The sequence below is a fragment of the Paenibacillus contaminans genome (assembly GCF_003285015.1).
GTDB lineage: Bacteria > Bacillota > Bacilli > Paenibacillales > NBRC-103111 > Paenibacillus_V > Paenibacillus_V contaminans.
Genome location: NZ_QMFB01000011.1, coordinates 1 through 26,227, shown reverse-complemented (window position 1 = coordinate 26,227; position 26,227 = coordinate 1). Strand labels below are relative to the sequence as shown.

The following is a 26,227-nucleotide window of genomic DNA, read 5'->3' as shown; positions in this document are numbered from 1 at the left end:
GACGAAGGGAATAAGAACTTGATACCGCAAACAAGGCTGCCGATAAAAGATCGGCGGCCTTGTCGTTTTTCCGCGTTGCATGCCGCAGCTCGGACAAGCACGCCCTTCGTTTTGTGAATCGAATCATTCCGGCTATAATGATAAAATAACCGGCAGCGCTTTCACAATGACGGATGTAGGAAAGGGGAAAAAGATGAAGGGGCTCAGAGCTTCGTTTCAGTCATTAAACACCGTCCGCAACAGAATCTTTTTTTCCATCATGCTGTTCCTGATCGTTCCGTTCGCCATCGCCTTTTATTTCATAGACAAGCCGCTCGAAAGCGCCATCGAACGCAAAATCGGAGACTCCGCCAGGGAAGCGCTGTACCAGGTCAATTTCAACGTCGGGTTATTTCTCGATGACATGCTGAAATCGGTCGCGGGCATTTCCATGAACGACAGCCTGATCGCCATGCTCAAAACGCCGGAGCAATTCAGCGAATACGATAAGCTGCGGCTGAAGGATTCGATCACCAACAAGCTTTACAGCTCGTATTTTACCGACACTTACGTAACCTTGATGGATTTGCACGGAAATTGGTACAGCTCCCGCTATGTCGACAACGCCAAATACAAAGAATATATCAACGCCCCTTGGTATGCCGACGTATTGAAAAGTCCTTTCCAGCACATGTGGATGTTCAACAGCAAAAGCTACACCTACGCCGATAAAGAGCCGATTATTACGCTTGTCAAAGCCGCAACCGATTTTCAAACGAGTCAAAATATAGGCGTGCTTCTGTTCAGCGTGCCGGAGAAAGATATACGCAAATATTTTACGAATCTGGAGGGCGACCTTTACCTGCTTGACCGCGATGGCACGGTCATCTCCGGCTCGAATCCGGCTATGGTGGGCAGCCATTTTGCGGATGAATCGTATCTTGCCCGGATAGGCAGCGGAATCAAAGGCCAGCTTATCATGGAGAAGGACGACACGAAGTGGATCGCCAATTACGATACCGTGACCCAAACCGGCTGGAAGCTTGTCCAGGTGATTAAATACGATACGGTTTTCAAAGAGATTTTCGATATCAGACGGGCCAATATCGCTATTTTTGCGCTTATTTTCATCGTGTTTCTCATTATCACGTTCTCCATTTCATACAGTATTTCACGCCCGGTCAAGCTGCTCAACAAGCGGATGCAGGAGCTGGAGGACAAGCAGTTCAACAGCACCCTATCCGTATCGGGGCCGCAGGAAATCGTCACGCTGATCGGCACGTATAACAAAATGGTCAGGCAAATCCGCGAGCTGATCCATCGCCAGAAGGAGCAGTTCCAGCAGAAGGAGGACATGCGGTTCCGGGCGCTGCAGGCGCAAATCAATCCGCATTTTATATTAAATACGTTAAATAACATCAAGTGGATGGCTTACATCCGCAATAACCACGACGTCGGCGAAATGCTTTCGAGTTTGGGCAGCATGATGGAGGCGAGCATCGGGCGGGGCGGAAGCCTGACGACGGTACGCCAAGAGATCGCCTATATCGAGAACTATATCGCGCTGATGAAGCTGAAATATAACGAGAAGCTAACGGTAAGCTATGATATACCGCCCGAGCTGCTGGACAGCGAAGCGATTAAATTTATGCTCCAGCCGATCGTCGAGAACAGCATCGTTCACGGCATCGATCAGATGAACGGCAGAGGCGAAATTATGATCAGTGCTTGGCGCAATGAAGAAACGGCTGTGCTGACGGTTGAGGATAACGGGGTCGGCATGACCGCGGAAAAGCTTGAAGAATTACAACGATCGCTCAACGAGCCGTTCGAGGATCATTCTATGCAGAGCATCGGCGTTCGCAATGTTCATGACCGGATTCGCCTACAGTACGGGGAAGCATACGGTCTGCGGGTAGAGAGCGTGAAGAACGCGGGGACGATCGTAACGCTCGTCATTCCGTTCAAGCCGGTAAAAGGAGGGGAAGACGATGAGCTTAAAGGTCATGCTCGTTGATGACGAAATTCTTGTCCGTTTGGGGATCAAATCGCTGATCGATTGGGAGGAGCATGGCTTTCGTTATATCGGCGACGCTCCGGACGGCCGTCAGGCGCTTGAAGCGATGGAGCGGACGGCGCCGGATATTTTGCTGACGGATATCGTCATGCCGAATATGAACGGGCTGGAGCTGATCGAGGCGGTTCGCAAACGGTATCCGTATACCCGGATCATCGTGCTCAGCAGCCACAATGAATACGATTATGTCCGTACCGCGATGAAAATGGGGGTCGACGACTACATCCTGAAAACTTCGATGAAGCCCGACGAGCTGCTCGCCCTGCTTATTGAGACGGCGGATAAAATAACGGCCGGACGCCGCGAAATCGAACGGCAGATTGCGCTGGAGGCCCCGCAGCATGCTGCGGAAGGCGAAGGCGGCGAACCGGGAAAGGCGGAGCTGCTGCGCCGCTGTTTGGACGAGCAGCCGGGCGCGGAAACGGAAGCGGCTGCCGGGCTTGCGATGACGGCATGCAATGCGGTGATGGCGCTGCAGGTCCACGGGGACCAAACGACGGCTCAGAAAGGCGCGCCGCCTTTGCAGACGCTTGTCAATCTGCTGGAGCTGGAGCTGAGAAAGTGGACGTCCGGTTTCGTGCTGCCGTATAGGGAAAATGAAATCGTCCTGCTCACTTCATTCGGGGAAGAGCCGGCGAACGTCCGCGAGGAGCTGAAGGGTATCGGCAAAGACCTTGTGACTGCGGCCAAACGTTTTCTTGATCGTGAGGTCAGCATCGGGATAAGCGAAAGCTTCGGGCAGCGGGGCGATATCCGGAACGCGTACAGTCAGGCCAAAAGAGCCTTGCAGATGTACTACTACGAAGGCAAAGGCTCGGTACGCGGATTCGGCGAGCTTCCTCCCGTTGGTGCAGGCTCGGCGGCTTTCTCCAAAGAAGACGAGCAGCGGCTAAGGCTTGCCGTCGGCCGCAAGGACGAGCATGCGATACGCGAAGCCGTCGGTGATGTGATCGATCGGCTTCAGGAGAAGAAGGGGCCGATTGAAAGCGCGCACCGCGTCTGTCTGGAGCTGTTCCATGTCCTGCAGACGGAATGGCGGAAGCATGAGGACCTTCTGCTCGAAGGCTTGGAGCAGGAGCTTCCCTTATATAAGCAGCTGCTCGGTATCGAAGAGTTGACCGAAGTGAAAAGCTGGTTCGAATGGCTGATCAAGGTTTGGGACAATCGGGTCAAGGTTTTGACCCAGGGCAGCTATCGCGAGGAGATCGGACGGTTGCTCGCCTACATCAAGGAAAATATCGCCGGGGATTTGTCCTTGAGCCGGGCGGCGGAGGTCGTAAATATGAACGAAAGCTACTTGAGCTATTTGTTTAAGAAAGAAACGCAAACCGGGTACATCGAATACGTGAACCAGGTCCGGACGGAGAAAGCGGCGGAGCTTCTGCAGTCGACGAATTTGCCGAGCTACGCGATTGCCGAGCAGGTCGGATACGACAACATCAACTATTTTGGCCGCATATTCAAGAAAATCAAGGGCGTCAGCCCGCAGCAGTACCGGGCCCAGTTTCAGCCGCGGACGCCTTGAGTTATGCTTGGCCGTTTGCGCGTACCTGGCGTCAAACTGTTGTACCGCGTACAACAATTCGGCTGGTTAGAGGCCAACCGGCGTCAAACTGTTGTACCGCGTACAACAATTCGGCTGGTTAGAGGCCAACCGGCGTCAAACTGTTGTACCGCGTACAACAATCCGGCCGGGTAGAGGCCACTCGGCGTCAAACTGTTGTACCGCATACAACAATCCGGCCAGGCAGAGGCCACTCGGCGTCAAATTGTTGTACTGTGTACAACAATTCGGCCGGGTAGAGGCCAACCGGCGTTAAACTGCTGTACCGCGTACAACAATTCGGCCTGGTAGAGGCCAACCGGCGTCGAACTGTTGTACTGTGTACAACAATTCTGCCGGGCAGAGGCCAACCGGCGTCAAGCTGTTGTACTGTGTACAACAATTCGGCCGGGTAGAGGTCAACCGGCGTCAAGCTGTTGTACTGTGTACAACAATTCGGCCTGGTAGAGGCCAACCGGCGTTAAACTGTTGTACCGCGTACAACAATTCGGCCTGGTAGAGGCCAACCGGCGTCAAGCTGTTGTACTGCGTACAACAATTCGGCCGGGCAGAGGCCATTCGGCGTCAAATTGTTGTACTGCGTACAACAATTCGGCCGGGTAGAAGCCAACCGGCGTCAAACTGTTGTACTGCGTACAACAATTCTGCCGGGCAGAGGCCAACCGGCGTCAAACTGTTGTACCGCGTACAACAATCCGGCCGGGTAGAGGCAAGCCGGCGTCAAACTGTTGTACCGCATACAACAATTCGGCCAGGCAGAGACAGACCGGCGTCAAACTGTTGTACCGCGTACAACAATTCGGCCTGGTAGAGGCCAACCGGCGTCAAACTGTTGTACCGCATACAACAATCCGGCCAGGCAGAGGCCATCCGGCGTTAAAGTGTTGTACTGCGTACAATACTTCGGCCAGGCAAAGGCCAACCGGCGTCAAACTGTTGTACTGCGTACAACAATTTGGCCAGGCAGAGGCCAACCGGCGTTTGACAATGTCTTTCAAACGCCCAAAGCAGGCAGGCGGCCGTTACGCGCCTGCGTTCATGCCGCCACTTGCAGCCTGAGCTTGCCGCTGCGCCAGCACCTTTTTCAGCAGCAGGTGGCCGAGCAGCGCGGTGACGCAGCCGAGCGCGCCGACGATGACGAAGCCGTCGCGCAGCGTCAGCCAATCGCCGGCTATGCCCATGAACAGCGGGCCTGCGAACATGCCGAGACCGTATATCGCTTGATAAAAGCCCATTGCCGTCGCGCGCTTGTCCGTTCCGATATGCTTGATGCTAAGCGCCATCAGAACCGGCGACGTAAAGCCCCGGCCGAAGCCTGCCAATGCTTGCGTGACGATCAAGAGCCACAATGAGCCGGTGAACGGGATCAAAATGGTGAACGCGCCCGTCAAAATTAGTCCAAGAATAATAACGTTCCGCTCCCCAAACTTTTGAGCTAAATAACTGCCTCCGATCCATGCGGCGATCGCCGTCGGGAGCGTCGAGCAGAACGTCAGCAGCCCCATGTCCAGCTTACCGGCACCGAGCGACTGGGCGTAAAGCGGCGTGAAGCCGAACACCGTGGCGAACATCAGCAGCTGAAACAAGATGGACAGCCCCGAAACGACTAGCAAAATACGGTCGCTCGCTACCTGTATAATGCCCTGCATCGTAATTTTCTGTTCGTTTTCTTCAAATTTTTCTACGATAAAAAACGCCCCGAGCATGCCGACCAAGCCGACCGCGCTCCCGATCAGAAACGCCGACTCCCAACCGTACATATCCGCGAACCATCCGCCCGTCAGTATCCCCATCATTTGTCCGAGCGAATTGTAGACGGTAATCGTCCCCATCGCGCGAGTTGTCTCGTGCTTAGCGTAGTAGCTCGCGAACAATATCGTGAAGTCGACCCATGTGGCAGCCGCAACCCCGGCGATGATTCGCAGCACCAAAATCCATGTCACGTCATCGCTCAGCAATATGCCGGAACCGGCAATTATCGATGCGAACATGCCGGAAATAATGAACATTTTGCGTTTGTGCAGCCTGTCGGATACGACGCCTACTGGAATGCGCAGCAGCATTTGGCTTAAGCCGTACATGCCGACGATGAGGCCGGCCATTTTATTGGAGGCGCCCAAGCTCTCTACATATGCGGTCAGAATCGGAACGCATGTATACATCGAAAACCAGAACAGCAGAGTAACCGCGCAAAATAGCGGAATGCGGTAGCCGGACGGATGAACTCTATTGCCGGCAAGGCTTGCTGCGGACTTCACGGGAATTCACAACCTTTCATCGCGACAACTGGAGTTTCACGCCGTTTGCGTTCGAACACGCTTACAGCGCGGAAAGCGGTGCAGGCAGCTCTTAAGTTAGCTTTAAAGTCAATGGTTACCTTTAACGCGTCTCAAGAAAAACTCATTTACAGCAATTCCAATAATAATGACAACAGCGAGCAGGTCGCGGGCATCGACGATCCGGTCAAGAACGAATCTTAAAGAAAACGCCAGCAGGCCGAACAATATCGCTCTGGTTATGATGAGCTTTGCCGTCAATTTCACCGAACCCACCCCCGTTTGAGAAAGGCATTATCGAAGACAAACGTTTCTGACAACGATTATACTCCGGATCGGACGAACCGGCAGGAAATATTTTTGCACGAAAAAGTGAATACCGTCCCAAAAATAGTGAACAAGGCTCAAAAATTCGAACGGAAGTGAACAAACGCACAAAGATCGTTCCTGTGACAGCGCTTTATGTAAGCGTATAATCTACAAATGTAAACGCTTTAAATGCTTACAAAAGATTGGAGTGATGCAGATGCCGACTAAAGCGTTCAGACGTTTGCGTTTTCGCGGCGATTATTGGGGGTACTTTTTTATTGCTCCTTTCGCCTTGTTTTTTCTGGTATTCGAAGTATATCCGATGATCAGAGCGTTTTATATCAGTCTCTTCGACTACGGACTCGGAAACCAATCCTGGATCGGCCTCGACAACTATACCTACTTGCTGAAAGACGACGTGTTTATACGTTCGGTCGTCAATACGTTCGGTTTCGTGGCCGGCACGGTGCCGCTTACCTTTATTTTCGCTTTATTCGTCGCAAGCATGATTTACAAGAAGAACAAGTACATCTCGTCTTTTTTCCGCGGCGCCTTTTACCTTCCGGTCGTCACGTCGCAGGTTATCCTGTCGCTCGTCTGGGCCTGGATCTACAACCCGGTCAACGGGATGGCCAACTACATGCTTTCGGGCTTCGGCATCGAACCCGTCATGTGGACGTCCGACTCCAGAGTAGCGCTTCCCGCTCTCATTATTATCGTCGTGACGTTTAATGTCGGTCAGCCGATTATTTTGTTTCTCGCCGCGATGGGCAACATCTCGACGGATTACTACGAAGCGGCCGACCTCGACGGCGCGAACGGCTTGCATAAGTTCTGGCATATTACGATGCCTTTGTTGAAGCCGACGTCCCTGTACATTCTCGTCATGTCGACGATCTGGGCGTTCCAGACATTCGTCGTCGTGCAGCTGATGACGGGCGGCGGGCCGAATTACGCAACCTCAACGATCATGTATTTGCTTTACAATACCGCTTTCGTTTACGGCAAGCTGGGGATGGCTTCCGCGATGGGCATTCTGATTACGGCGCTCATTTCGGTCGTGGCGTTCGCGCAGTTCAAGCTGATGAAGTCGGATGTCGAATTTTAAGAGGGGAGGAGAAAAGTCATCATGCCAAAGGCTGCAGTCCATTCGATAAAATTCACCGCCAATGTCGTGCTTTATGCGCTGGCCGCGCTGTTTCTGTTCCCCCTCTACTGGATGCTGTCCGGGGCGTTCAAGGACCAGTCCTCCGCCGTGAAGTTTCCGCCCGAGCTGTTTCCGTCCATGCCTACGACAGCCAATTTCGATAAGCTGATCGAAGGCGGGATGATTTTCAAGTGGCTCGGCAACAGTGTGATCATATCAGTGCTGGCCACCGCGGGCGTGTGCCTTGTCGCTTCGATGGCGGGGTATGCGCTTACCAAAAAACGTTTTGCCGGCTCGAAGCTGATGTTCACCGCCATTGTCATCGCAATGTTCATACCGCGGCAAATCACGCTGGTTCCGCTTTTTACGATGATGGTCGAGATGAAGCTGGTCAACAATCTTGCAAGCGTTATTCTCCCGGTCATCTCGATTCCATTCGCCGTGTTTCTAATGAAGCAGTTCAGCCACTCGGTGCCGACGGAGCTGCTGGAGGCCGGAAAAATCGACGGCTGCTCGGAGATCGGGCTGTTTTTCCGGATTTTTCTTCCGATCGTAAAGCCGGCGCTCGGCGCACTCGCCATATTCGCTTTCACGCAAAGCTGGAACGATTACCTGTGGCAGTTGATCATGCTTAGCGACAACAGCAAAATGACGATCAACGTCGGCATTTCGACGCTGGTTACGGAATACGTGGCGAATTACGGTCTGCAAATGGCCGCTGCGACGATCGGTTTCGTTCCGGTGTTCGTCGTGTTCATCGTATTTCAAAAATATTTCGTCAAAGGGATTACGCTTGGCAGCGTAAAGGGATAATGCAGAAAGGCGGATTGTTGAATGAAAACGGTTGATTTGGAAAAATTTAAAGGCGTAATCGTCGCGATGTACAGCTGCTACGACGCTAGCGGCGAAGTCAGCGCGGAAGCCGCGCGCAAGCTGGCCCGTCATTATGCGAATATCGGCGTGAAAGGCTTGTACGTCGGCGGAAGCACGGGCGAAGGGATGCTGCAGTCCGTCGATGAGCGCAAAAAGACGCTGGAAGCCGTTATGGCGGAGGTTGGCGGAGAAATGACGATCATCGTTCATGTCGGTGCGCCATCGACCCGCGACAGCGTCGAGCTGTCGAAGCATGCGGAAGCGGTCGGCGCGGATGCGATCTCGGCGGTGCCCGCGATCTATTACAGGCTGTCACCGGCAAGCGTGGAGCGTCATTGGCAGGCAATGATCGACAGCACGTCGCTGCCGTTCATCATTTATCATATTCCGCAAACGACGGGTTTCCAGCTGTCCACCGAGCTGTTGGCCAAGATGGCGAAGCAGGACAAGGTGATCGGCGTCAAAATTTCGTCGGAAAGCACCTTCGAGCTGCAGCAATTCAAAGCGGCGGGCGGGCAGGATTTCCTTGTGTTGAACGGGCCGGACGAGCAGTTTTTGGCGGGGCGCAGCATGGGAGCGGACGGCGGAATCGGCGGAACTTACGGCGTCATGCCTGAGCTTTTCATGAAGATCGACAGCTGCTTTAAGGAAGGCAAGCTTGACGAAGCGCGCGAATGGCAGTACAAAGTGAATACGATCATCGCCGCGCTGCTGCGGCTCCCGTCGCTCTACGGAGGCTGCAAAGCGATCATGAGGCTTCGCGGATTGGATATCGGGGAGCCGCGCATGCCGATCCTTCCGATACCGGAAGACGGAATGGCGGCGGTGAAAGCCTTGAACGATGCGATTCTCGGCCATATCGTGGAAAGTCGTAAGTAAGCTGCAAGCGCAGGTGGTTCGACCACACAGGTTTTTTATATATTTTGACAGATCATTCATTCTGGGGAGGTCATTAGCATGAAAAAGCAGATCATTACGACCGTAGCATCCGCACTTCTGTTCACCTCGATAGTCGGCTGCTCCAGCGGCAGCAAAAGCGGCACGAGCCCATCGCCGGATACCGGCAAGAACGCAGGCGCCAGCAGCAGTCCGAGCAAAGAGAACGTCGAATTGACGTGGTGGGTGGATACCCGCGAAGACGTCCAAAAAACGTACGAAGAAATCAAAGCCGATTTCGAGAAAGCTAACCCGAATGTCAAAATCAACATGGTCAAAACCCCTGACGACAAAATTAACGAACGTATCAGTATCGCTGCCAATACGGCTGCTTTGCCTGATATCCAACAAGGCTCGATTTTCTGGCCGTTATCCTATGCGCGCAAAAACCTGCTCGTTTCGCTGGACGACATCGTGGACAAAGCGGACTTCGAAGAGAAAACGCTTAAGAACGTATCCGTCGATAACAAGCAATACATTTATCCGAACAGCATCGTATCGGTCGGGGTACTGATCAATAAGGACATTTTCAAGGAGAAAAACGCGCTCGATCTGCTTCCGAAAAATATGGAGCCATGGACAACCGAGCAATTTATGAAAGCGGCCAAAGCGGTAACGGACCCGGCTAAGCAAATTTACGGCTACGGACTATATGCGGCCGATACGGGCGGCGACCAAGGCCATCATGCCATGCTGTGGGGCTACGGCGCCAAAACGTGGAGTGAAGATAACAGCAAAGCGGTCATCAACTCGCCGCAAGGCGCGGAAGGGCTCGATTTCCTTGTGAAGATGGTCGACGAAGGCGTCGTTCCTCCGGGAGCCGCAGGACTCAAGGCAAGCGCGGTAATGAACGATATGTTCACGCAAGGCAAATTGGGCATGGCGTTCGGCAATATCGGCAACGTGGCTGCGCTCAACAAGGCGTTTACCGAAGGGACGGCCAAGAAGTTTGACATCGATCTCGTTCCGTTCCCGTCGAAGGACGGCAAATCGTCGAATACCGTTTTGTTCGGCTACGGCACATGGGTATGGAATACGAAGAACGAAACGAAGATGAAATGGTCCAAAGAGTTCGTCAAATTCATGAACAGCAAAGAAAATATGGAAAAAATGGCGCAGGCGTCCTCCGTCATTGCAACGCGTAAATCGCTGGCGAAAAACTACACGGAAGGCACGCTGCAAGCGAAGACGATCCAACTGTTCCAGTATGCCGGCGATATCGGCTTGGCGGTTCCAGGATATCCGGAAACGCGCAACGCGTTCTTCCCGGAAATTCAAGCGGCGCTGACGAAGAAGAAAACGTCCCAGCAAGCGCTGGACGATTGGGCGAAAAAAGCGAACGAGATTATCGCGAGCTCGTCTAAATAACCGAATACCGAATCCATTTTCCCCCGAGACGGCGACATCATGACGATAGAGCCGTTTTCGGGGGTTTTTTATTGCTGTGGGGATGTGCTCTAAACCTGCGGCAAATACCGGCGTCAAAGACGCCGAATTTCATGGTAGAGGAGAGGAAGGTTGTATGATGATTTCGAAGTTTTTGGCAAGAAGCAAACGAATGTCGGTTCTCATTATCGTCTCTTTGCTGTTTTATGCGGTCTCCGGTTTGGCGGGAGCCGGCATCGTCCGCGCGGCGGATGAAACGCCGCCGGCGGCTGCGGAAAATACGGCGGAGCAAGGCTTGCTCTCTGCCGTCGCAGGCTATGCAGCCGGTCCCGATCTTAACCCCGCCGCCTCGGCGATCGGAAATTGGGGGGCATCCGGGCAAGTCTCGTTCGATCAGAAAAGGCGCAGCATCGGCGTCGATTTGGCTGCTCCGAAGCTCATAAATTACATAGAACTTTTCAAGCAGACAGGCCCGACGAGAATCGAGAAATCGGATATTTCGATTTATGTAAGCGATAACAACTTGACGTACACGAAAATCAAAGACTGGGATCTGCTCAAATTTGAGGATAAGCTCATCTTGTATAATTTTTCGGTAACGGCCCGGTATATCAAAATTCATAACCATTACGACGATAACGGCGCTCCGTCTTCCTTCGTTTATGCCGATTTGCAGAACATGATCAAGGTGTATAACCAGCCGGCGGGCCGCTGGACGGCGAGCGGGGATCGCGATTGGCTGTACAGCAAAACCGTCATGGCATCCAGCCCTAACGATGCGATGTTGTACGACAGGGCTTTTTATCTGACGAAGGCTGAAGTGAACGCGGACGGCCTGATCGCCGAAGGCAAGCTGCAGAGCGATTACCGCGATGTCCGTTTTGCGGACGGGGACGGCAAGGAGCTTCATTTTTATATGGACGAAAACGGGTTTTATGTACGCGTTCCGGAGCTCGCTCCTTCTTCAAGCGTTATTATTCATATGTATTTCGGCAACCCGGACGCCCGGTTCAGGGGCGCGAGTCCGGAAACGTTCCGGGTGGAATACGGCAACCGGACGCTGATCGAGCATACCGTCGCAGGAAGCTTCCAGCATAATCCGCGAATGGCGAGGCTGCCGAACGGCGTGTTAATGCTTACGGCGAGCGGGATTAACGTGAGCTATTCGCACGATAACGGGCGTACCTGGAGCGCTCCCGAGCAGTTGGTTAAAGTGACTCATCCTGCACCGGAAAAAGACGGCTGGGAAGAGCCTTCCTCCTTCTACGTCGATCCCGACACGGGAAAGGTGATGATGTTTTTCTACGAGAATTTCGGGTTTACGCCCGGCGCCATTCATGACATTACCAAAACGCGCCTCGACTTGTACGTCATGAGCTCGACCGGCTTCGACGCCGGCGGACGCCCGATCTTCGGTTCTCCTGTAAAGCTGAATCCGGGAAATGACAGTGACGGATATCCGATCAACTACATGTTGACCTACACCGTTCCGCTTAAACTGCATAACGGCACCTTAGCGCTGCCGTTTCACTTCGCGATCGGCAACGGAGGGAGCTTCGCCACAAGTCTGATGCTGTCGAGCGATAACGGGGTCACCTGGACGAGAAGCCCGGCCGAATTACGCGATGACGGAGGGACGGTCGAAGGGGGCATCACGGAGCAAACGATTATCCAGCTTGACGACGGCACGCTCAAAATGTATTTCCGCTATCAGAAGGCGGGAGTGTACCGGTTAGGGGTCAGCACGTCGAACGATAACGGGATCACATGGAGTCCGGTCGAGACGAGCGAAATATACTCTACCAATACGCTTCCCGTAAGCACTCGGCATACGAATAACGATATTTTGCTGGCGTGGTCGGGTCATAATACGTTCGGAACGACCGCTTATGCACGGAATCCTTTCATTTTGGCGTATTCCCCGAACGAAACGGAGAGCTGGAAAGGTTACAGGAATTTGCTTGAACGTACGCGCTTGTCAACGGGGCAAAAAGTAGGTTTGGTCACCCAGCCCGATATCGTAAGAATCGACGGCCGCGACGAGTACATGCTTGATTGGTGGGGACTGAGCCTTAACGGGGTCTACACGCTTTTGATCGAAGACTTCGAGCGTTACTTATACCGGAGTCACGGTGTTTTCGATAATTTTGAAAATCCGGATCTGGCGAGCAGCTACTGGGTACTAAACGTCAGCCCGACCGAGAGCCGCTTTGCCGGCATAAACCGGGATGTCAAAAAGAGCGGCGGCGGCTCGCTTCAATTGCACAATGTCCAGAACGCATTATCCGCATCACGGTTGTTTCCGTCGATGCAGAAAGGGGAGGTTTCGTTCTCGATCTACCCGCAAACGCTGAGCGGCAGACAGTTTATCAGCCTCCAGGAAGCGTTCTCCCACAGCCATGGCGCGTTAGGGAGCGCATTCACGTTGCTGGTGGAGCCGGACGGAACGGTGAAGAAGCAATCCGTTTTCACTTCGAGGCAGCGGATCGGTTATTTGAATAACGATACGAATCCGCTCACCGGAAAGCTGGGCACTTTCGAGAGCATGCTGGGCATAGCGATCGATTATCCGAATAGAAGCACCGGAGCCGATTTGGGGGCCGAAGAGACCGTAACGGGCATTACGTTCTACGGTACGACCAACAATACGAACCGGATCGAAGCGAATACCCTGGAAGTGTACGTCAGCGGCGACAACGAAAATTGGACGAAAGTAAACGGCTGGACCTTCAGCAAAACGAATGTTCAGATCAACATAGGAGGCTTGAACGTCAAGGCGCGTTATGTAAAGGTCCGCGCTTTATTTCCGAATGCAAGTTTTACGTTCACAAACACCAATCAGCAGGAATCCATGTTCGTTTCTACGCAGGAGTTTCCGGATAAATTTGCAGAGCTTCCGGTGCCGGCCAAGCTGAATCTGAATAGCTGGAACGATATCCGGCTCCGGTTCGACGTGAATGCCAAATCGATGGATATGTATATTAACGGCGAATATAAAGGGCAAATCGGATCTATGCTGGGTGCGAGCGAAGCCAAAACGGTCACCCATTTCCTGCTGGAATCTCAGACGGGAGCAACAGCGGATTTATTTATCGACGACTTTATCGTACGCGACGCTTCTCTTTCATTCCCGACGGCGGGGATCGTAAACGATGAGCTGAGCGGACTTGCCTTGACCGACGGAAACGGGCAAAGCTTGCCCGGCGGGATATGGGACGAAACGTTTGAATCCGACAGAAATACGTATGCGTTAAAGGTGCCGTACAATGTGCGAAGCGTCAAGGCGGCTCCGCTTGCAGCGGCTGCGGGCGCGACCGTGACGGTCGGCACATACGGCGGCGATCCGGAACCGGTTTCGCCGGGGCAGACTAGCGGCATTATACCGCTAAGCGTGGGCGAGAATCGACTCGAAATCAAGGTATCCGTGATTGATACGTCAACCGGCTTGCCGGTCGACAGAACGTATACGGTCAGCATAACGAGAGAGACCGTATCCAACCAGCTGGCGGCCGGCATCGCGCTTGCCGTCGAACCGGCAGCGGTGAAGGCAGGGGAAAGCGCGACGGTAAGCGGCACGGTTTACGATGCAGGCGGACAGCCGCTGGAAGGGATCGGGGTGAGCCTGTATGCTAGCGGCGGCAGCCTGAGCTCCGGCAGCATGATTACGGACGGCGAAGGCCGATTCAGCGTAAGCTTTACGGCGCCGGCCGCGCCTGGAGCGGTAGCGATAGTCGCCAAAGTACCGGGTACGGAGGTGCTGGCTAGCGCAGGCCTATGTATCGCGTCGGATTCGGTTGTACCGCAGGCGCCTGCCGCCGCGACTATCGCATTGACGGCCCCGCATACGGTCATGACGGGCCAGTCGATCGTTTTGACGGGTATCGTTGCCGATTCCGATAACAAGCCCGTAGCTGCCGCCGCTGTAAATATGTCGGCAACCGGCGGCTCGATCGATTCGATTGCCGTCAGTCAAGCGAACGGAACGTTTAGCGCGAACTTCACTGCGCCGGCAAACGGCGGAGCGGTCGCAATTACCGCTTTCGTGCCGGGATCGGCGGCAGTCCGGACGATTTTGATTTACGTTGAAGAACCGGGCGGTAACGGCAATGGAAATGGTAACGGCAATGGTAATGGCAATGGTAACGGTAACGGTAACGGACACGGAAATGGCAACGGTAATGGTCAATGGTAAGGGAAGCAATATGGTATCTGTCCGAGAAACCGGCGGCGGCTCCGTCCAGCCATCCCGAAACTCTGCTGCGGTAAACGATACGGAAGGCCAAGCCGGCTTGACGGGTGTAGAATCGACGGCGAACGGCCGCGACGGAAATCGCTTTGCCCCGGGAGAAGCGGCGACACGTCTGGAGATGATAGGATCTTTAATAGAGCGATCAATGCTGGATGAAAATTAATTCCGACGATTCTAGTGTGAAATATCAGAAAGGTTATTGACAGCGGTTGAGGCACGAATTATTATAGGGTTACGGAAAATAATTCCGAGTCACTTTATCGGATAACAAAAGAGCACTCATCCACTGGTCAACCAGAGATTCGAAGCAAGCGCTGATGCGCGTGCTGACGAATCTCTTTTTTTATCCGCACCAATCTTGACAAGGAGGGTAAGCATCGTCGGCAATTGTTCCAATATACATTGAGAGGGGATATATGAACCATGGCTACAACAAACAAAAGAACTTTTTCGAAATTTACCCTATGGGTATCAGCTTCGGTCGTTGCGTTCTCGGTATTGACTTATGCGGTTGTGTCCGCTAGCGGCAAAAACGCTTCGCTGGCGGCAGATTCCGGCGCCAATCCGGCAGCGTCTTCGTCGCCGGCAGCAGGATCGCCTGCACCTGCAGCGGTGCCGAAGGACACGGCTTCTTCCGCCCCGGAAGCGAAGGCGGCGGAAGAGCCGGCCAAAGCGGACGCAGCTTCGCAGGCATCTCCGTCTGCGGATGCGAATAAGGCCGCTGCCGCTCCGGCAGAGGCAGCGAATGACAATGCGCCCGCAGCGAAGCAAGCGGCAGCCGTGTCTGAGAAGAAATCCGATACACAGGCAGCGCAAGCTGCGGCGCCTGCTGCAGCTGAGCAGCCGAAAGCTGAGAAATCGGAGTCAGTGAAACAGGAATCAACGGCGAAATCCGAGCCGTCCCAAACGACAACGAACGCCGCTTCCGCTCCTGCAGCGGTCCAACCGGCTCCGTCGGAAGCTCCCGCTGCAGCAGCTCCGTCGGCCGCTCCGGTTCAGGAGGAAAAGAAAAAAGCGACGGGGTCGTTCACGAACAAGCAATCCAATGCGCCGAAAGCCGTTGAACAACCTGCCGCGCCAAGCCCTGCAGCCGGCAATACATCATCGTCCGGCAATTCTTCATCCGGCGGTTCGTCGGGCAGTTCCTCTTCGGGAAGTTCTTCGTCCGGTGATTCCTCTTCCTCGTCCGAAGAAGAAATTTGCTAAGCGGCATGCAGCCGGGCAACCGACGACTTGTAGCGATGAGGGGGCAGAATTCATCTGCCCTTTACTCTAAGGAGAAACTCGACTTGTAGAAAAAGGAGGTAAAATGTGGTCTGACGGCGAGTTTTGGCTTTGGATTCCAACCACGCCCGTAGGGCTCTAAAATCAGAAGGAATCCAAAACAAGATGTTTGAGTGGAGGAAGGCGATATTTTACATCCGTTTCGGCCAAGCGATTTTCTCGTCTATGCCGGAAATAAGCGTTCGAACCGACTGCTGCCGTCATGCGGCAAAACGCCGCGTGGTGTGACACCGAACTAGGATTTTGTGTGGTGTAAAGAATAACCGAGCGCACCGCATCCTGCTGCAAGTCGGATGCGGTGCTGTCCTTCCTTTTAAAACCAACTAATATAATCGGTAAAGGTGGAATATAAATGCGGAAAACGAGTAAAGCCCGCCGGTTGGGCACCTTGCTGCTGGCCGCCGCTCTTGCGCTGCCCGTCTTTGGGGCAACCGGGGCGAGCGCTGCCTCAGCCGATCCGGCGCCGGCAGCCGGCGCAAGTTATAGCAAGCCGGACTATTTTAGCGCCAGGTACCCAGCGCTTGCCGGCAAGGAGCATGTTTTCGATACGTTGACCTATCATGAATTGGATTATCTGCTGCGTAAAGAAGCGGGCACTCATATCATTTTGTTCGGCGGCTCGTGGCAGCCCGAAACGCAAAAGGCCATCGGCTACATTAACGATGTGGCCAAGGAATACGGCGTGACGTCCATCCGTAACTTCGACCCCAAATTGGACGGTCCGGACGGTTGGATCGACATCACGAAGCAAGATTCGAAGCCTGCCGTCACGGCCGTTAACGCCTCCACCGGGAGCGACCTTACCGGCGAAGGAGCCAGAACGGATTTTTCCGTCCGGTATGCGGATCTGGCATGGCGGTATTTGACCAATCTGGCCGATCAACTGCCGGGCAATGCGCCTAAAATCAGCGTTACTTATCCCGAAATAACCGGGAATAACGGACAGACTTCAAAAACCGAAACCGTACCGGTCGTCGGCAGCCCGTTCTTGTTTATTTACAACAAGGACCATAAAAATGGCGGCAGCGCTGCGCCAATCATCTCTTCGTTGGATGGAATCGCCGCGCTGACCGACGCGGATGGAGGAGAAGCCTACAAAAATGCGCTCCGCGGCGTTTTCGATGCGATCTCCCCTGCCGGCACGAAAAACGCGCAATACGACGTATTCACGAATCAAAGCTATATTTCGGGCTCGTATAACGAATTTTCCGGCACAGCCGGCACGGATTCTCCTATTTTCGGGAATGAAGACTTGCCGATTGTCATTAATTCGGTGACGACGGACGAACTTAAATATTTGCTCGAAACGGATAACACCATTCCGGTCATTATCGGCTGCGCTTGGTGCGGCAATACCCAGGCTGGGATCAAATACGTCAACCGAATCGCCAAGGAATACGGCGTGACAACCGTCTATAACTGGGATGCGAAGCTGGACGGAGGTTTGGACTCGACGCCGGGAAGGACTTATAAGGCGGTTGTTTCCGGCTACGGAGACTTTTTGCATACGCGGGTCTCGAACAAGCAAATATCGCCCGTATACGTCAATTTGGTCAAACAGTACTTACCGAATCTCTCGGAGCATGTGCAATATTTTCCGGACGCATCCGGGAAACACAATAACGATATCGTTTATGGCTACAAAAACGCCGAGGGAGCGCTTGCCGTAGGCAGAGCGTCCAGACTGCAGGCGCCTTATGTTTTCGTGTATGACAAACGCAGCGAGTCCGCGCCGATTCTCGGGCACGTGGAATTGATGTACAGCTGGAGCAACACGAAAAATCCGGAGCACGCCAACACCCTTACTTATATCAACGGTCTGAGGACGCTCTACTCCAGAATCGAATGGAAACCGGCCGGGCTGAGCGGCGCGGCTCCGACGACAGCCGGCGGTTCGGACGGCAAAATCTTAGGCATAGCGAAGAAAGCCTTGGAGTATAGAGCGAAGAACGAAGCGACATATACGGCAGTGCCGGGAGCCGGCAATGAAATTACCGGTCTGACGCCAGGTGTGTACGAGGTGCGGTACGCCGCCAAAAACGGAGTCGACACGGCGGCCACGCTGCGGCAGTCGGCATATGCCCCGGGTCCGGCGGTCGAAGTCGTCGTGCCTGAATATCAAGCGGCACCTTCCGGATTGCTCGGTCTTGCCCCGGAAGAAGCGAATGGCAACGGTAAAATCGTTTTGGTTGAAAATGACGAGTTAAAACCGCTTCCGTCAGGCTTGGAGTATAAGCTGGAGGAAGCGAACGAGTCGGCATACGCGCCTGTACAAGGCGATGCGCTGAGCTTGGAGCCGGATCGTTTTTATGAAATCAGATATGCCGCCAAAACGGCGGAAGGCATATATTACGGGCCAAGCGCAGCTCAGACGGTTTACGTCCCCGGCTATAAGCAGCTTGCTCCTCCGTCGGCGCTGGAAGCCGTTCATCCGTCTTCCCTGGCGAACGATGACGGACAAATTACAGGTCTTACTGCGGGTGCGGAGTATAAGGTTGAGTACCGGCTGGAATATAAGAAAGGTGCAGACGAGGCCGTACAGTACGCCATTGTTCCTGACGAGGCCATTGCAGCAGGCAAACTGACCGGGCTCTCTCCCGATGTTTACAGCGTTCGTTACGCCGTGTATGAGGATAACAGCCCAAGCCGTGCCGTTTCCCTAGTCATTAAAGCGAATGTGGCGGCACCGCAAGGACTTGCAGGCGTTGCGCCGACCGGCAGCACGCAAAATAACGGAAAAATTACCGGCACGAGCACGGCATTGGAGTATCGCGCCAACGGCCAAACCGTTTATCAACCGGCGGCCGGACAGGAAATTGCCGGATTGCTGACAGGCGATTATTTTGTAAGATTCAAAGAAACGGCGACAACGCTGCCAAGCGCGGATACGAAAGTTACCGTACCGGCTTACACGGCCCCTTCGACAGGCGGTAACAATGGCGGCGGTGACGGCAGCGGTAACGGCGGAGGAAGCGGTACCGGAACCGGCGAAGGGAACGGCGCGGGAACAGGCCAAACGGACGGCATCTCCCAGTCGGGCGGCAGCACGGTAGCGACGGTCCCCGCCAAACTGGATGCGGAAACGGGCAGGGCTATCGCAGTCATTACCCCGGCGCTTGCATCCGGCCTGCTTGACAAAGCCAAGCAAGCGGAAGCCAAGGGCGAGAAAGCTGTCCTGGAGCTTAAGGTGGAAAGCACGGAGCAGTCGGGAAAAATTCAAGTTACCGTCCCTAGAGCAGCCTTCAATGAACTGGTTGCCGGCACGAAGGCCGAAGTGAAGATCAACGCCGGCTTCGGCACGATTACCTTCGATGCGAATGCTTTGAAAACCATCGGAGCGAGCGGAGACGCAGGCGACATCAGCTTTATTTTGACCAAATCGGAGCTTACGAAGGAAGGCAAGGATGTGCTCGGAGACCGTCCGGTATACGATCTGCTTGTATATGCCGGCCAAACGGGCATCACCGCATTCGGCGGCTCGAAAATAGCCGTATCGCTGCCGTATACGCTGCAGCCCGGCGAAGACGCCAATGCCGTAATCGTCTACCACGTGACCGAGGAAGGCGAGCTGCACCTTATAAAGGGCCGGTATAATGCGGCTGCAGGTGCGGTCGAATTCCAAACGGAGCATTTCTCGCAATACATTATCGGGTATAACAAAATCAGCTTTACCGATGTCGTTCCGGCAGCTTGGTTCGCCCCGGCGGTTACTTACTTGGCGGCAAGGGAAATTACTAGCGGAACGGACGAGAATCATTTCAGCCCGAATGCGAACGTTACCCGCGGACAATTCATCGTTCTGCTGCTGAATGCGTACGGCATTCAACCCGATGCGGCAGGGGCCGTCAACTTCGCGGATGCCGGTAATACTTATTACACCGGTCACCTTGCTGCGGCGAAACGTCTGGGTATCGCAAACGGCTTGGAAGAAAACAAATTCGCTCCGGATCAATCGATATCCCGCCAGGATCTGTTCACGCTGCTGTACCGTGCGCTGAGCGTACTCGGAGAGCTTCCTGCGGCGCAAGCGGGGGCCGCTTCCGTAGCCGGCTTTGCCGATGCGGCGGATATCGCGGGTTACGCGAACGAAGCCTTCAAAGCGCTCGTCGAAGCGGGCGTCATTTCGGGCAACAATGGCAAGCTTCTGCCGAAGGATGCCGCCAGCAGAGCGGAAGTCGCGCAAGTGCTGTACAACTTGCTGAAGGACTAAGGTTTTTTGCAGAGCAAAGCCCAATCTACTGGACGGCCAGAGATTCAAGGGGAGCGAGCGGTCGAACGGCGCTCCCCGTTGAATCTCTTTTTTAGTCTCTCGTAAGACGCCGACAAGTATATCAAGAAAGGAATGACAGCCATCGTGAAAAAACGTATCGTTTCGAAGCTATCTTTGTCGTTAATTACTGCTTCCGTCGTTTTTACAGGGCTTACTTATGCCGTCGTGTCCGCAAACAGGCAGACTACTGAGGCGGCGCCGTCTCCGGCTCAGGGAAGTGCAGCCGTCAAGCTTGCGGCCGTTTCAGCGGCTGGGGAGCCGGCTTCAAGCATTAAACCGGCCTCGTCAGGTTCAGCGGCAGGTACGGAATCGGCTTCGCTGAAGTCCGAGTCTGGCCGAATCGAAGTTGCTGAGGAGCCTGCTTCTTCCGACAGCGCCGATAAGGCTTCGCAGGACACAGCCGCGCCGGCCTCATCTTCCGATAGCCAGCCGAAAGCGGCATCGTCGTCTTCGCCTGCAGCTTCGGCTGCGCTGGGCAATCAAACGAAGCCGGCTGCCGAGGTACCGGTTCCGGCAGGATCGAAGGAGCAGCAAGCCGCTTCGGCGTCGTCGAGTGGGCAACAAGCAGGCGATTCAGCGCTAACGAAGGATGCAGGCGCGCCGGTACCGGCGAAAACTCAGCAAGCGGCGGCGCCTGCTCCTGCCAGTGAGCAGCAGGCAGCCCCTGCATCGCAAGAAAAGCCGGCGTCGCAATCCAGCCAGACTCAGACCGCTCGGCTTCCGTCCGCCGAAACGAAAGCTCAGCCAACGGCACAAGCGCCTGTTGAGGAGAAGAAGACGAAGTCCGTCACCTTCACTTCCAAGGAAAAGGTGGAGCCGCAAGCGGCGCCCGTACCTTCGCCAAGCGCTTCGGTATCCTCCGGCACATCATCGTCTTCATCGTCGTCTTCCTATTCTTCGCCGTCCGTATCCGAACCTGCGCCGGCGGCAGCGGAAGAATATTGCGAAGAAGAGTGCTGATGTCGGGCGGCTTGCCGCAGCGGCGTCCATGCAGACTCATGTGACGAAGTCCGCCCGCGCTGGTTTCAGTCCTCGTGGCATCGTGTCCCGCGGATCGCTGCCAACGGGTACGATTAACTTTGCAGCCTGCATCACAGGAAAATGGGCTCCCTCCGGGGAACCCGTTTTCCTTATTTGTTCAAGTACATGAGTCGGTCTTAGTAGCCTTTCAAGTCTTGTACTATGGATTTCAAGAATGTAAGGCATTTCATCGAGTAACGGGTAGTGAACCTCGTAATCAGGCAAAGTTATTATTCGTGAGGCAAACCTCACTATTTCAAACCGAAAACCCTTGTTTTGGTGAGGTAATGAGGCAAACAACACTAATAGTGAGACATTTGAAGTCTTCGTCGTATGATTTACGTTTATTACTCATGGCACACCTCGACCTTTTTGTTGTTTTTTATTATACAGGTCCTCATTGATGGTGTGTCCACTTTCTAGTCTAGCTGCACAAACGAAAGGAATAGTTGCGTTTACCTCACTGATGGCCGAGAACTACCATTTTACCTGCGAAATAGTGAGGACAGCCTCATGAACAATAAGGTTTTCTCCACTAATTGCCCGTTTCGTGCAAAACCAATACGATATCCGTGTTTGCTTTCGTAACCAGTTCATCCTTGACTTATCAGAAAGTATATCGTGGAAGTGGCTCTAGATCTCGGTCAACGCCAGCGTCAAAGACGCGGTAGGCGTTTATCCTTGCATGGAAGGGGAGGGGCAATTTGGATTTTATTTTGGCGTTTGCAGCGGGGCTGCTCTCCTTCTTGTCGCCGTGCGTGCTGCCTCTGATTCCGGCTTATCTCAGCTATATGGTGGGCTCCTCCGTCACGGAGATTAGTGCCGGTCCGCAAAAAATCAACGCCCTGCTGAAGGCGGCGCTTTTCGTTGCGGGATTTAGCATCGTTTTTGTGTTGCTCGGCATTTCGGTCAGCTCCGTCAGCAGGCTGCTGTCCGGCCATCTTGAGCTGATTCAGCGGGTCGGCGGCGTTTTGGTCGTTATTTTCGGCATTCATATGACGGGGATTTTCAAGATCAGGTTCCTTTATATGGAGAAAAGGATGAGGCTGCCCGGGAGCGCCAAAGGGAGGTCATTCGGTTCGTTTCTGATGGGAATGGCTTTTGCAATCGGATGGACACCTTGTATCGGTCCGATTTTGTCGTCCATCCTGATTTTTGCAGGGAGTATGGAGACGCTTGATAAAGGGGTTGCGCTGCTTGCCGTTTATTCGCTGGGGATGGGGGTTCCGTTTCTGCTTTCGGCGCTGCTCATCGACAATCTGTCCGTCTATTTAAGAAAAATAACGCGGCATCTTCCCGTCATTTCGATTGTGAGCGGGGTCATCGTGATTGCCATGGGCATTCTCATCTTTACGAACCGGCTGGAAGTATTGGGGCAATACGGCAGTCTGTTTAATCTTTAAGCAAGGGGGGATTGCGTTGAAGAAAAAAATGCTGCTTTGGGCAGGCGTCGTACTAGGGCTGATTCTGATTTCCGTTTACGTGACGAACAATTACAGCATCAGCGAAGCGGAGAAGAACGTGGCATCCCCGGCCGATAAAGAAGGGAAACCGGCGGCGTCTCCGGTTGTGAATAGCGGGAACGAAGCGAGCGCTTCCTTGGTCGGGAAAGACGAGAGCTCCGCGACTTCTTCGGTCATTCAATACGAGAACGAAGCCGGCAAGCAGGCCGTGCCCGGAGCTGCGGCAGTGAATGAGCATGCGGATTTGGAGCCGGCCGGCGATTTTACTTTGACGGATTTGAAGGGCGGCACGGTCGCTTTGTCGGACTTGAGGGGCAAAGGGGTATACTTGAACTTTTGGGCGACCTGGTGCAAATGGTGCAAGAAAGAAATGCCCGACATGGAGAAGATTTACGCGGAATACAAGGATAAGGATCTCGTTATTTTGGCGGTAAGCGTCGGCGAAGACCGGGAAACGGTCGCGAAATATATAGAAGATAACGGCTACACGTTCGACGTGCTGCTTGACCCCGATAAAACCGTTGCACAGCAATATCAAATCAAGCCGATCCCGGTCTCGCTTTTCATTGACAGGCAGGGCCGCATCGTTTACAAAAAGCTCGGTACGATGACGGAAGATCAGATGAGACTCAAAGTCGAACAGCTCCTGCAATGAAGTCAAAACCTCCGAATTCGCTGAAAGGCGGAAACGGGGGTTTTTGCGTTATTCGATCCTGCAAGGCTTGAAAAAGTCCACTAAATCTAAAGCGTGTCCGGTTATCTGTTCGCCGGCGGTATGTTACGATGAAGCTGCTTGTGCGGCCGCAAGCAACAATTGAACGCGGAAGGAGATTGTTACATGAAGTCCGGTTCGTTGAAAAAAGGGTTGTTCCTGTACACGATGTTTGTGACCGTTATACTCGGCTGTTCGATCGGGTTAAACAGCCTGATTGCTCATGCATCCGCCCCGACGTATCCGATCGAGGAGAGGGTGGCTTATCAGAATGACAACCAGGAGAACTTTTGGTGGACGCACATGAGGTGCGCATCGATGCCGAACGGCGCAACGGCGCGTATCTTATGTACACTGCTGAAGGACATAAAAGAAAGCCCGACCAATTTGAGCGACGTCTTTTACGAAATATCGTCCATCACAAGCGACGACTTGGGCGAAACGTGGACCGCTCCGTCCGTCATTCCGCAATTTCAATGGAAAACGCTGCCCGACGGCTATCAGGGCATGCTGATCGATACGGTGCCGATGTATCACGAGAAGACGGGAAAGGTGATTTTGTTCGGCATGGCCCAGTCGTATACACCGACCCATTCCAAAAAACATACGTATCCGGCTTATGCCGTGTACGATCCATCGACGGCGACATGGAGCAGCGACTGGTACGTGTTTGCATGGCCGAATGGAGTCGGGCATTCTGGAAGCGCTTACCCTCATATGCTGGACGATGGCAGCGGGGATATTTTGTGGCCGATCAATTCCGTTGACGGAAAAGGAAGCGTTCAGGTCGTCAAAGCGTCGTTTGACGGCACATCGCTTTCATATATCAGCCAGGGCAACGCGGTCCCCAATCCGGGAAACAATGGAAATCGTTCCGGAATCGAAACTTCTTTGGCTAAATTCGGCAGCGAATATTTCATGACGATCCGCGACGATGCGCAAAACCGGCTGGCTAAGAGCAGCGACGGAATCGACTGGCAGCCGGCGGTTGTTCTGACATGGGATGACGGCACGGCGATAACGGGAAGCATGAATACGCAGATGCACTGGATCGTTCAACCGGATGCGCTGTATGTCGTTTACACGAGAGAGGATGCCTCGAACCAGAGCATCTACCGCTACCGGGCGCCGCTTTGGATGGCGCAAGTGGATCCGGTCACGCTGCGCCTGATCAAAAGCACGGAACGCATCGCGATGGGGATCACGGACAACCGGGCTCAGCTTGGCAATTTCGGCACGTACAATGTATTGCCCGGACTTAGCATCGTGTCCAGCAACGAATGGAATTCGCTCTTTCCGAATCGGGCGATCGTCTCCCGTATTTGGTGGGATCGTTTAACGGTCGGCAGTTGGAAATTAGACGAAACCTCCGGCAGCGTCGCCGCCGATTCGGCTTCCGGCGATTATCCTGGCAGCATAGTCGGCGCAATGAGAGAAACGGGCGGCAAATTCGGCGGCGCCTTGCATTTCGACGGGAACGGCGATTATGTCGATTTGGGCGATCCGGCCGACGGGGCATTCGATTTCGATGCGACGCAGGATTTTTCCTTATCCGCGTGGGTGAAAACCGGCCAGACCGGGAAGATCCAGTATATCGCCGGTAAGGGTGATACGAATGCCGCTTATTGGCTTCGCTTCGAGGCGGACAATACGATCCGGTTTCTGCTAGACTACGGCAGCACCTACGACGCCGCCCAGTCGACGGCCGCATACGCCGATGGCAAATGGCATCATGTCGTGGGCGTAGCCGATCGTGATGTGGGTCTTCGGCTGTATGTCGACGGGGTTTTGGTCGGCCAGGATAATTCGCTGATCGGCGGTACGATTTCGAGCGCGCTGCCTCTCACGATCGGCCACGCTTCCAGCCTTACGATGAACGGCCTGATCGATCAGGTAAGCCTCTACAATTATCCGCTCGATGATAAAGAAGTTGCACGGATGTTCGGCCTGTACGGACATTGGAAGTTAAACGAAGGTGCCGGGACCGCGGTTACCGATGCCACGGCATACGCGCACAACGGAACGGTGGAAAATGCGGCTTGGAGCGGGGGAGGAAAGGACGGGAATGCGCTCAGCTTCGATGGGAACGGCGATTACGTCGCCCTGCCGAATCCTTTTTATCATGATGCCGCATTCGGAACGAAGGAAAACTTCACGATTTCCATGTGGGTCAAAACGGCGGTGACCGGCACGACCAAGTTCTTAATGCAAAAAGGGGATACGAACGCCGGGTTTTGGCTGCGGTTCGAGAGCGATAACACGCTCAAATTCCTGCTGGATTACGGCAGCACATACGACTCCGTTCAATCGACGGCTGCTTTTACGGATGGGGCGTGGCATCATGTGGCCGCGGTGGTCGACAGAAGCGCGGGTCTTCGGTTGTACGTTGACGGCGCGCTAGCCGGCCAAGATATGAGCCTTCTTCAAGGAAGCATAACCAGCTCGCTGCCGCTGACGATCGGGGTAAACGGAGCGAATACGATGAACGGGCTAATCGACGATGTACGGATATACCGATATGCGTTAAGTCCCGCCGATATTTCGGCTTTACAGTAAACGCGCGACTGTAAGCAGGACGGTTCCAAAATATAAACAAAGCTTCCAAAACCACTGCGAAAGGAGGCCACTGAAAAAGTCCCGTTATCTAAAGAGGTACTGTAGCTCAATTCTATTGAGGGAGCA

Annotated in this window: 16 protein-coding genes; 14 read left to right on the top strand and 2 right to left on the bottom strand. The window is 54.0% G+C overall.

Going from position 1 to position 26,227, the window contains the following annotated elements:
• Positions 1 to 193: 193 nt before the first annotated feature.
• Both DQG23_RS19075 and DQG23_RS19070 read left to right on the top strand, forming a co-directional pair.
• Positions 194 to 1,996, top strand: coding sequence for a sensor histidine kinase (locus tag DQG23_RS19075; RefSeq protein ID WP_113032640.1), 1,803 nt, complete (start codon positions 194 to 196; stop codon positions 1,994 to 1,996).
• Positions 1,971 to 3,581, top strand: coding sequence for a response regulator (locus DQG23_RS19070; protein ID WP_113032474.1), 1,611 nt, complete (start codon positions 1,971 to 1,973; stop codon positions 3,579 to 3,581). Before DQG23_RS19075 ends, DQG23_RS19070 begins: the two co-directional genes overlap by 26 nt.
• A gap of 1,061 nt (positions 3,582 to 4,642) precedes the next feature.
• On the opposite strand, the gene DQG23_RS19065 is transcribed toward DQG23_RS19070, so the two are convergent.
• Together DQG23_RS19065 and DQG23_RS42190 are read right to left on the bottom strand one after the other, a co-directional pair.
• Complete coding sequence (locus DQG23_RS19065; RefSeq protein ID WP_113032473.1) at positions 4,643 to 5,878, bottom strand: MFS transporter; 1,236 nt, start codon at positions 5,876 to 5,878, stop codon at positions 4,643 to 4,645.
• A 108-nt stretch (positions 5,879 to 5,986) separates the two neighbouring features.
• Complete coding sequence (locus tag DQG23_RS42190) at positions 5,987 to 6,163, bottom strand: hypothetical protein (protein WP_158560587.1); 177 nt, start codon at positions 6,161 to 6,163, stop codon at positions 5,987 to 5,989.
• Positions 6,164 to 6,422: 259 nt separating this feature from the next.
• Between DQG23_RS42190 and DQG23_RS19060 the strand changes: the two genes are divergently transcribed.
• The 12 genes from DQG23_RS19060 to DQG23_RS19005 all read left to right on the top strand — a co-directional run bounded on the left by DQG23_RS19060 (position 6,423) and on the right by DQG23_RS19005 (position 26,101).
• Positions 6,423 to 7,313, top strand: coding sequence for a carbohydrate ABC transporter permease (locus DQG23_RS19060; RefSeq protein WP_158560586.1), 891 nt, complete (start codon positions 6,423 to 6,425; stop codon positions 7,311 to 7,313).
• 21 nt (positions 7,314 to 7,334) lie between these two features.
• Positions 7,335 to 8,165: a carbohydrate ABC transporter permease gene (locus DQG23_RS19055; RefSeq protein ID WP_113032471.1), complete on the top strand. Its 831-nt coding sequence runs from the start codon at positions 7,335 to 7,337 to the stop codon at positions 8,163 to 8,165.
• A gap of 21 nt (positions 8,166 to 8,186) precedes the next feature.
• Positions 8,187 to 9,104, top strand: coding sequence for a dihydrodipicolinate synthase family protein (locus DQG23_RS19050; protein ID WP_113032470.1), 918 nt, complete (start codon positions 8,187 to 8,189; stop codon positions 9,102 to 9,104).
• Positions 9,105 to 9,182: 78 nt separating this feature from the next.
• Positions 9,183 to 10,529 carry an ABC transporter substrate-binding protein gene (locus tag DQG23_RS19045; protein WP_113032469.1) on the top strand — a complete coding sequence of 449 codons (1,347 nt, stop codon included), beginning with the start codon at positions 9,183 to 9,185 and terminating at the stop codon, positions 10,527 to 10,529.
• Positions 10,530 to 10,683: 154 nt separating this feature from the next.
• Positions 10,684 to 14,739, top strand: coding sequence for a DUF2341 domain-containing protein (locus DQG23_RS19040; protein ID WP_158560585.1), 4,056 nt, complete (start codon positions 10,684 to 10,686; stop codon positions 14,737 to 14,739).
• Complete coding sequence (locus DQG23_RS19035) at positions 14,654 to 14,959, top strand: hypothetical protein (protein WP_146762336.1); 306 nt, start codon at positions 14,654 to 14,656, stop codon at positions 14,957 to 14,959. Before DQG23_RS19040 ends, DQG23_RS19035 begins: the two co-directional genes overlap by 86 nt.
• Positions 14,960 to 15,219: 260 nt before the next feature.
• The gene (locus DQG23_RS19030) at positions 15,220 to 16,002 is read left to right on the top strand and encodes a hypothetical protein (RefSeq protein WP_113032466.1); all 783 of its coding nucleotides are present in this window, start codon (positions 15,220 to 15,222) and stop codon (positions 16,000 to 16,002) included.
• A gap of 430 nt (positions 16,003 to 16,432) precedes the next feature.
• Positions 16,433 to 20,290 (top strand): S-layer homology domain-containing protein, encoded by a 3,858-nt coding sequence (locus DQG23_RS19025; RefSeq protein ID WP_113032465.1) that lies wholly within the window; start codon positions 16,433 to 16,435, stop codon positions 20,288 to 20,290.
• Positions 20,291 to 20,434: 144 nt separating this feature from the next.
• A complete protein-coding gene (locus tag DQG23_RS19020) occupies positions 20,435 to 21,310 on the top strand; it encodes a hypothetical protein (protein ID WP_146762335.1) in 876 nt (291 codons plus the stop codon).
• Between the two features lie 764 nt (positions 21,311 to 22,074).
• On the top strand, positions 22,075 to 22,773 hold the full coding sequence (locus tag DQG23_RS19015; protein ID WP_113032463.1) for a cytochrome c biogenesis CcdA family protein: 699 nt from the start codon (positions 22,075 to 22,077) through the stop codon (positions 22,771 to 22,773).
• A 16-nt stretch (positions 22,774 to 22,789) separates the two neighbouring features.
• Positions 22,790 to 23,488: a TlpA disulfide reductase family protein gene (locus tag DQG23_RS19010; RefSeq protein WP_113032462.1), complete on the top strand. Its 699-nt coding sequence runs from the start codon at positions 22,790 to 22,792 to the stop codon at positions 23,486 to 23,488.
• Positions 23,489 to 23,671: 183 nt separating this feature from the next.
• Entirely contained in the window at positions 23,672 to 26,101 is a 2,430-nt protein-coding gene (locus tag DQG23_RS19005; protein WP_113032461.1) for a LamG domain-containing protein, read from the top strand.
• The last annotated feature ends 126 nt before the right edge of the window (positions 26,102 to 26,227 follow it).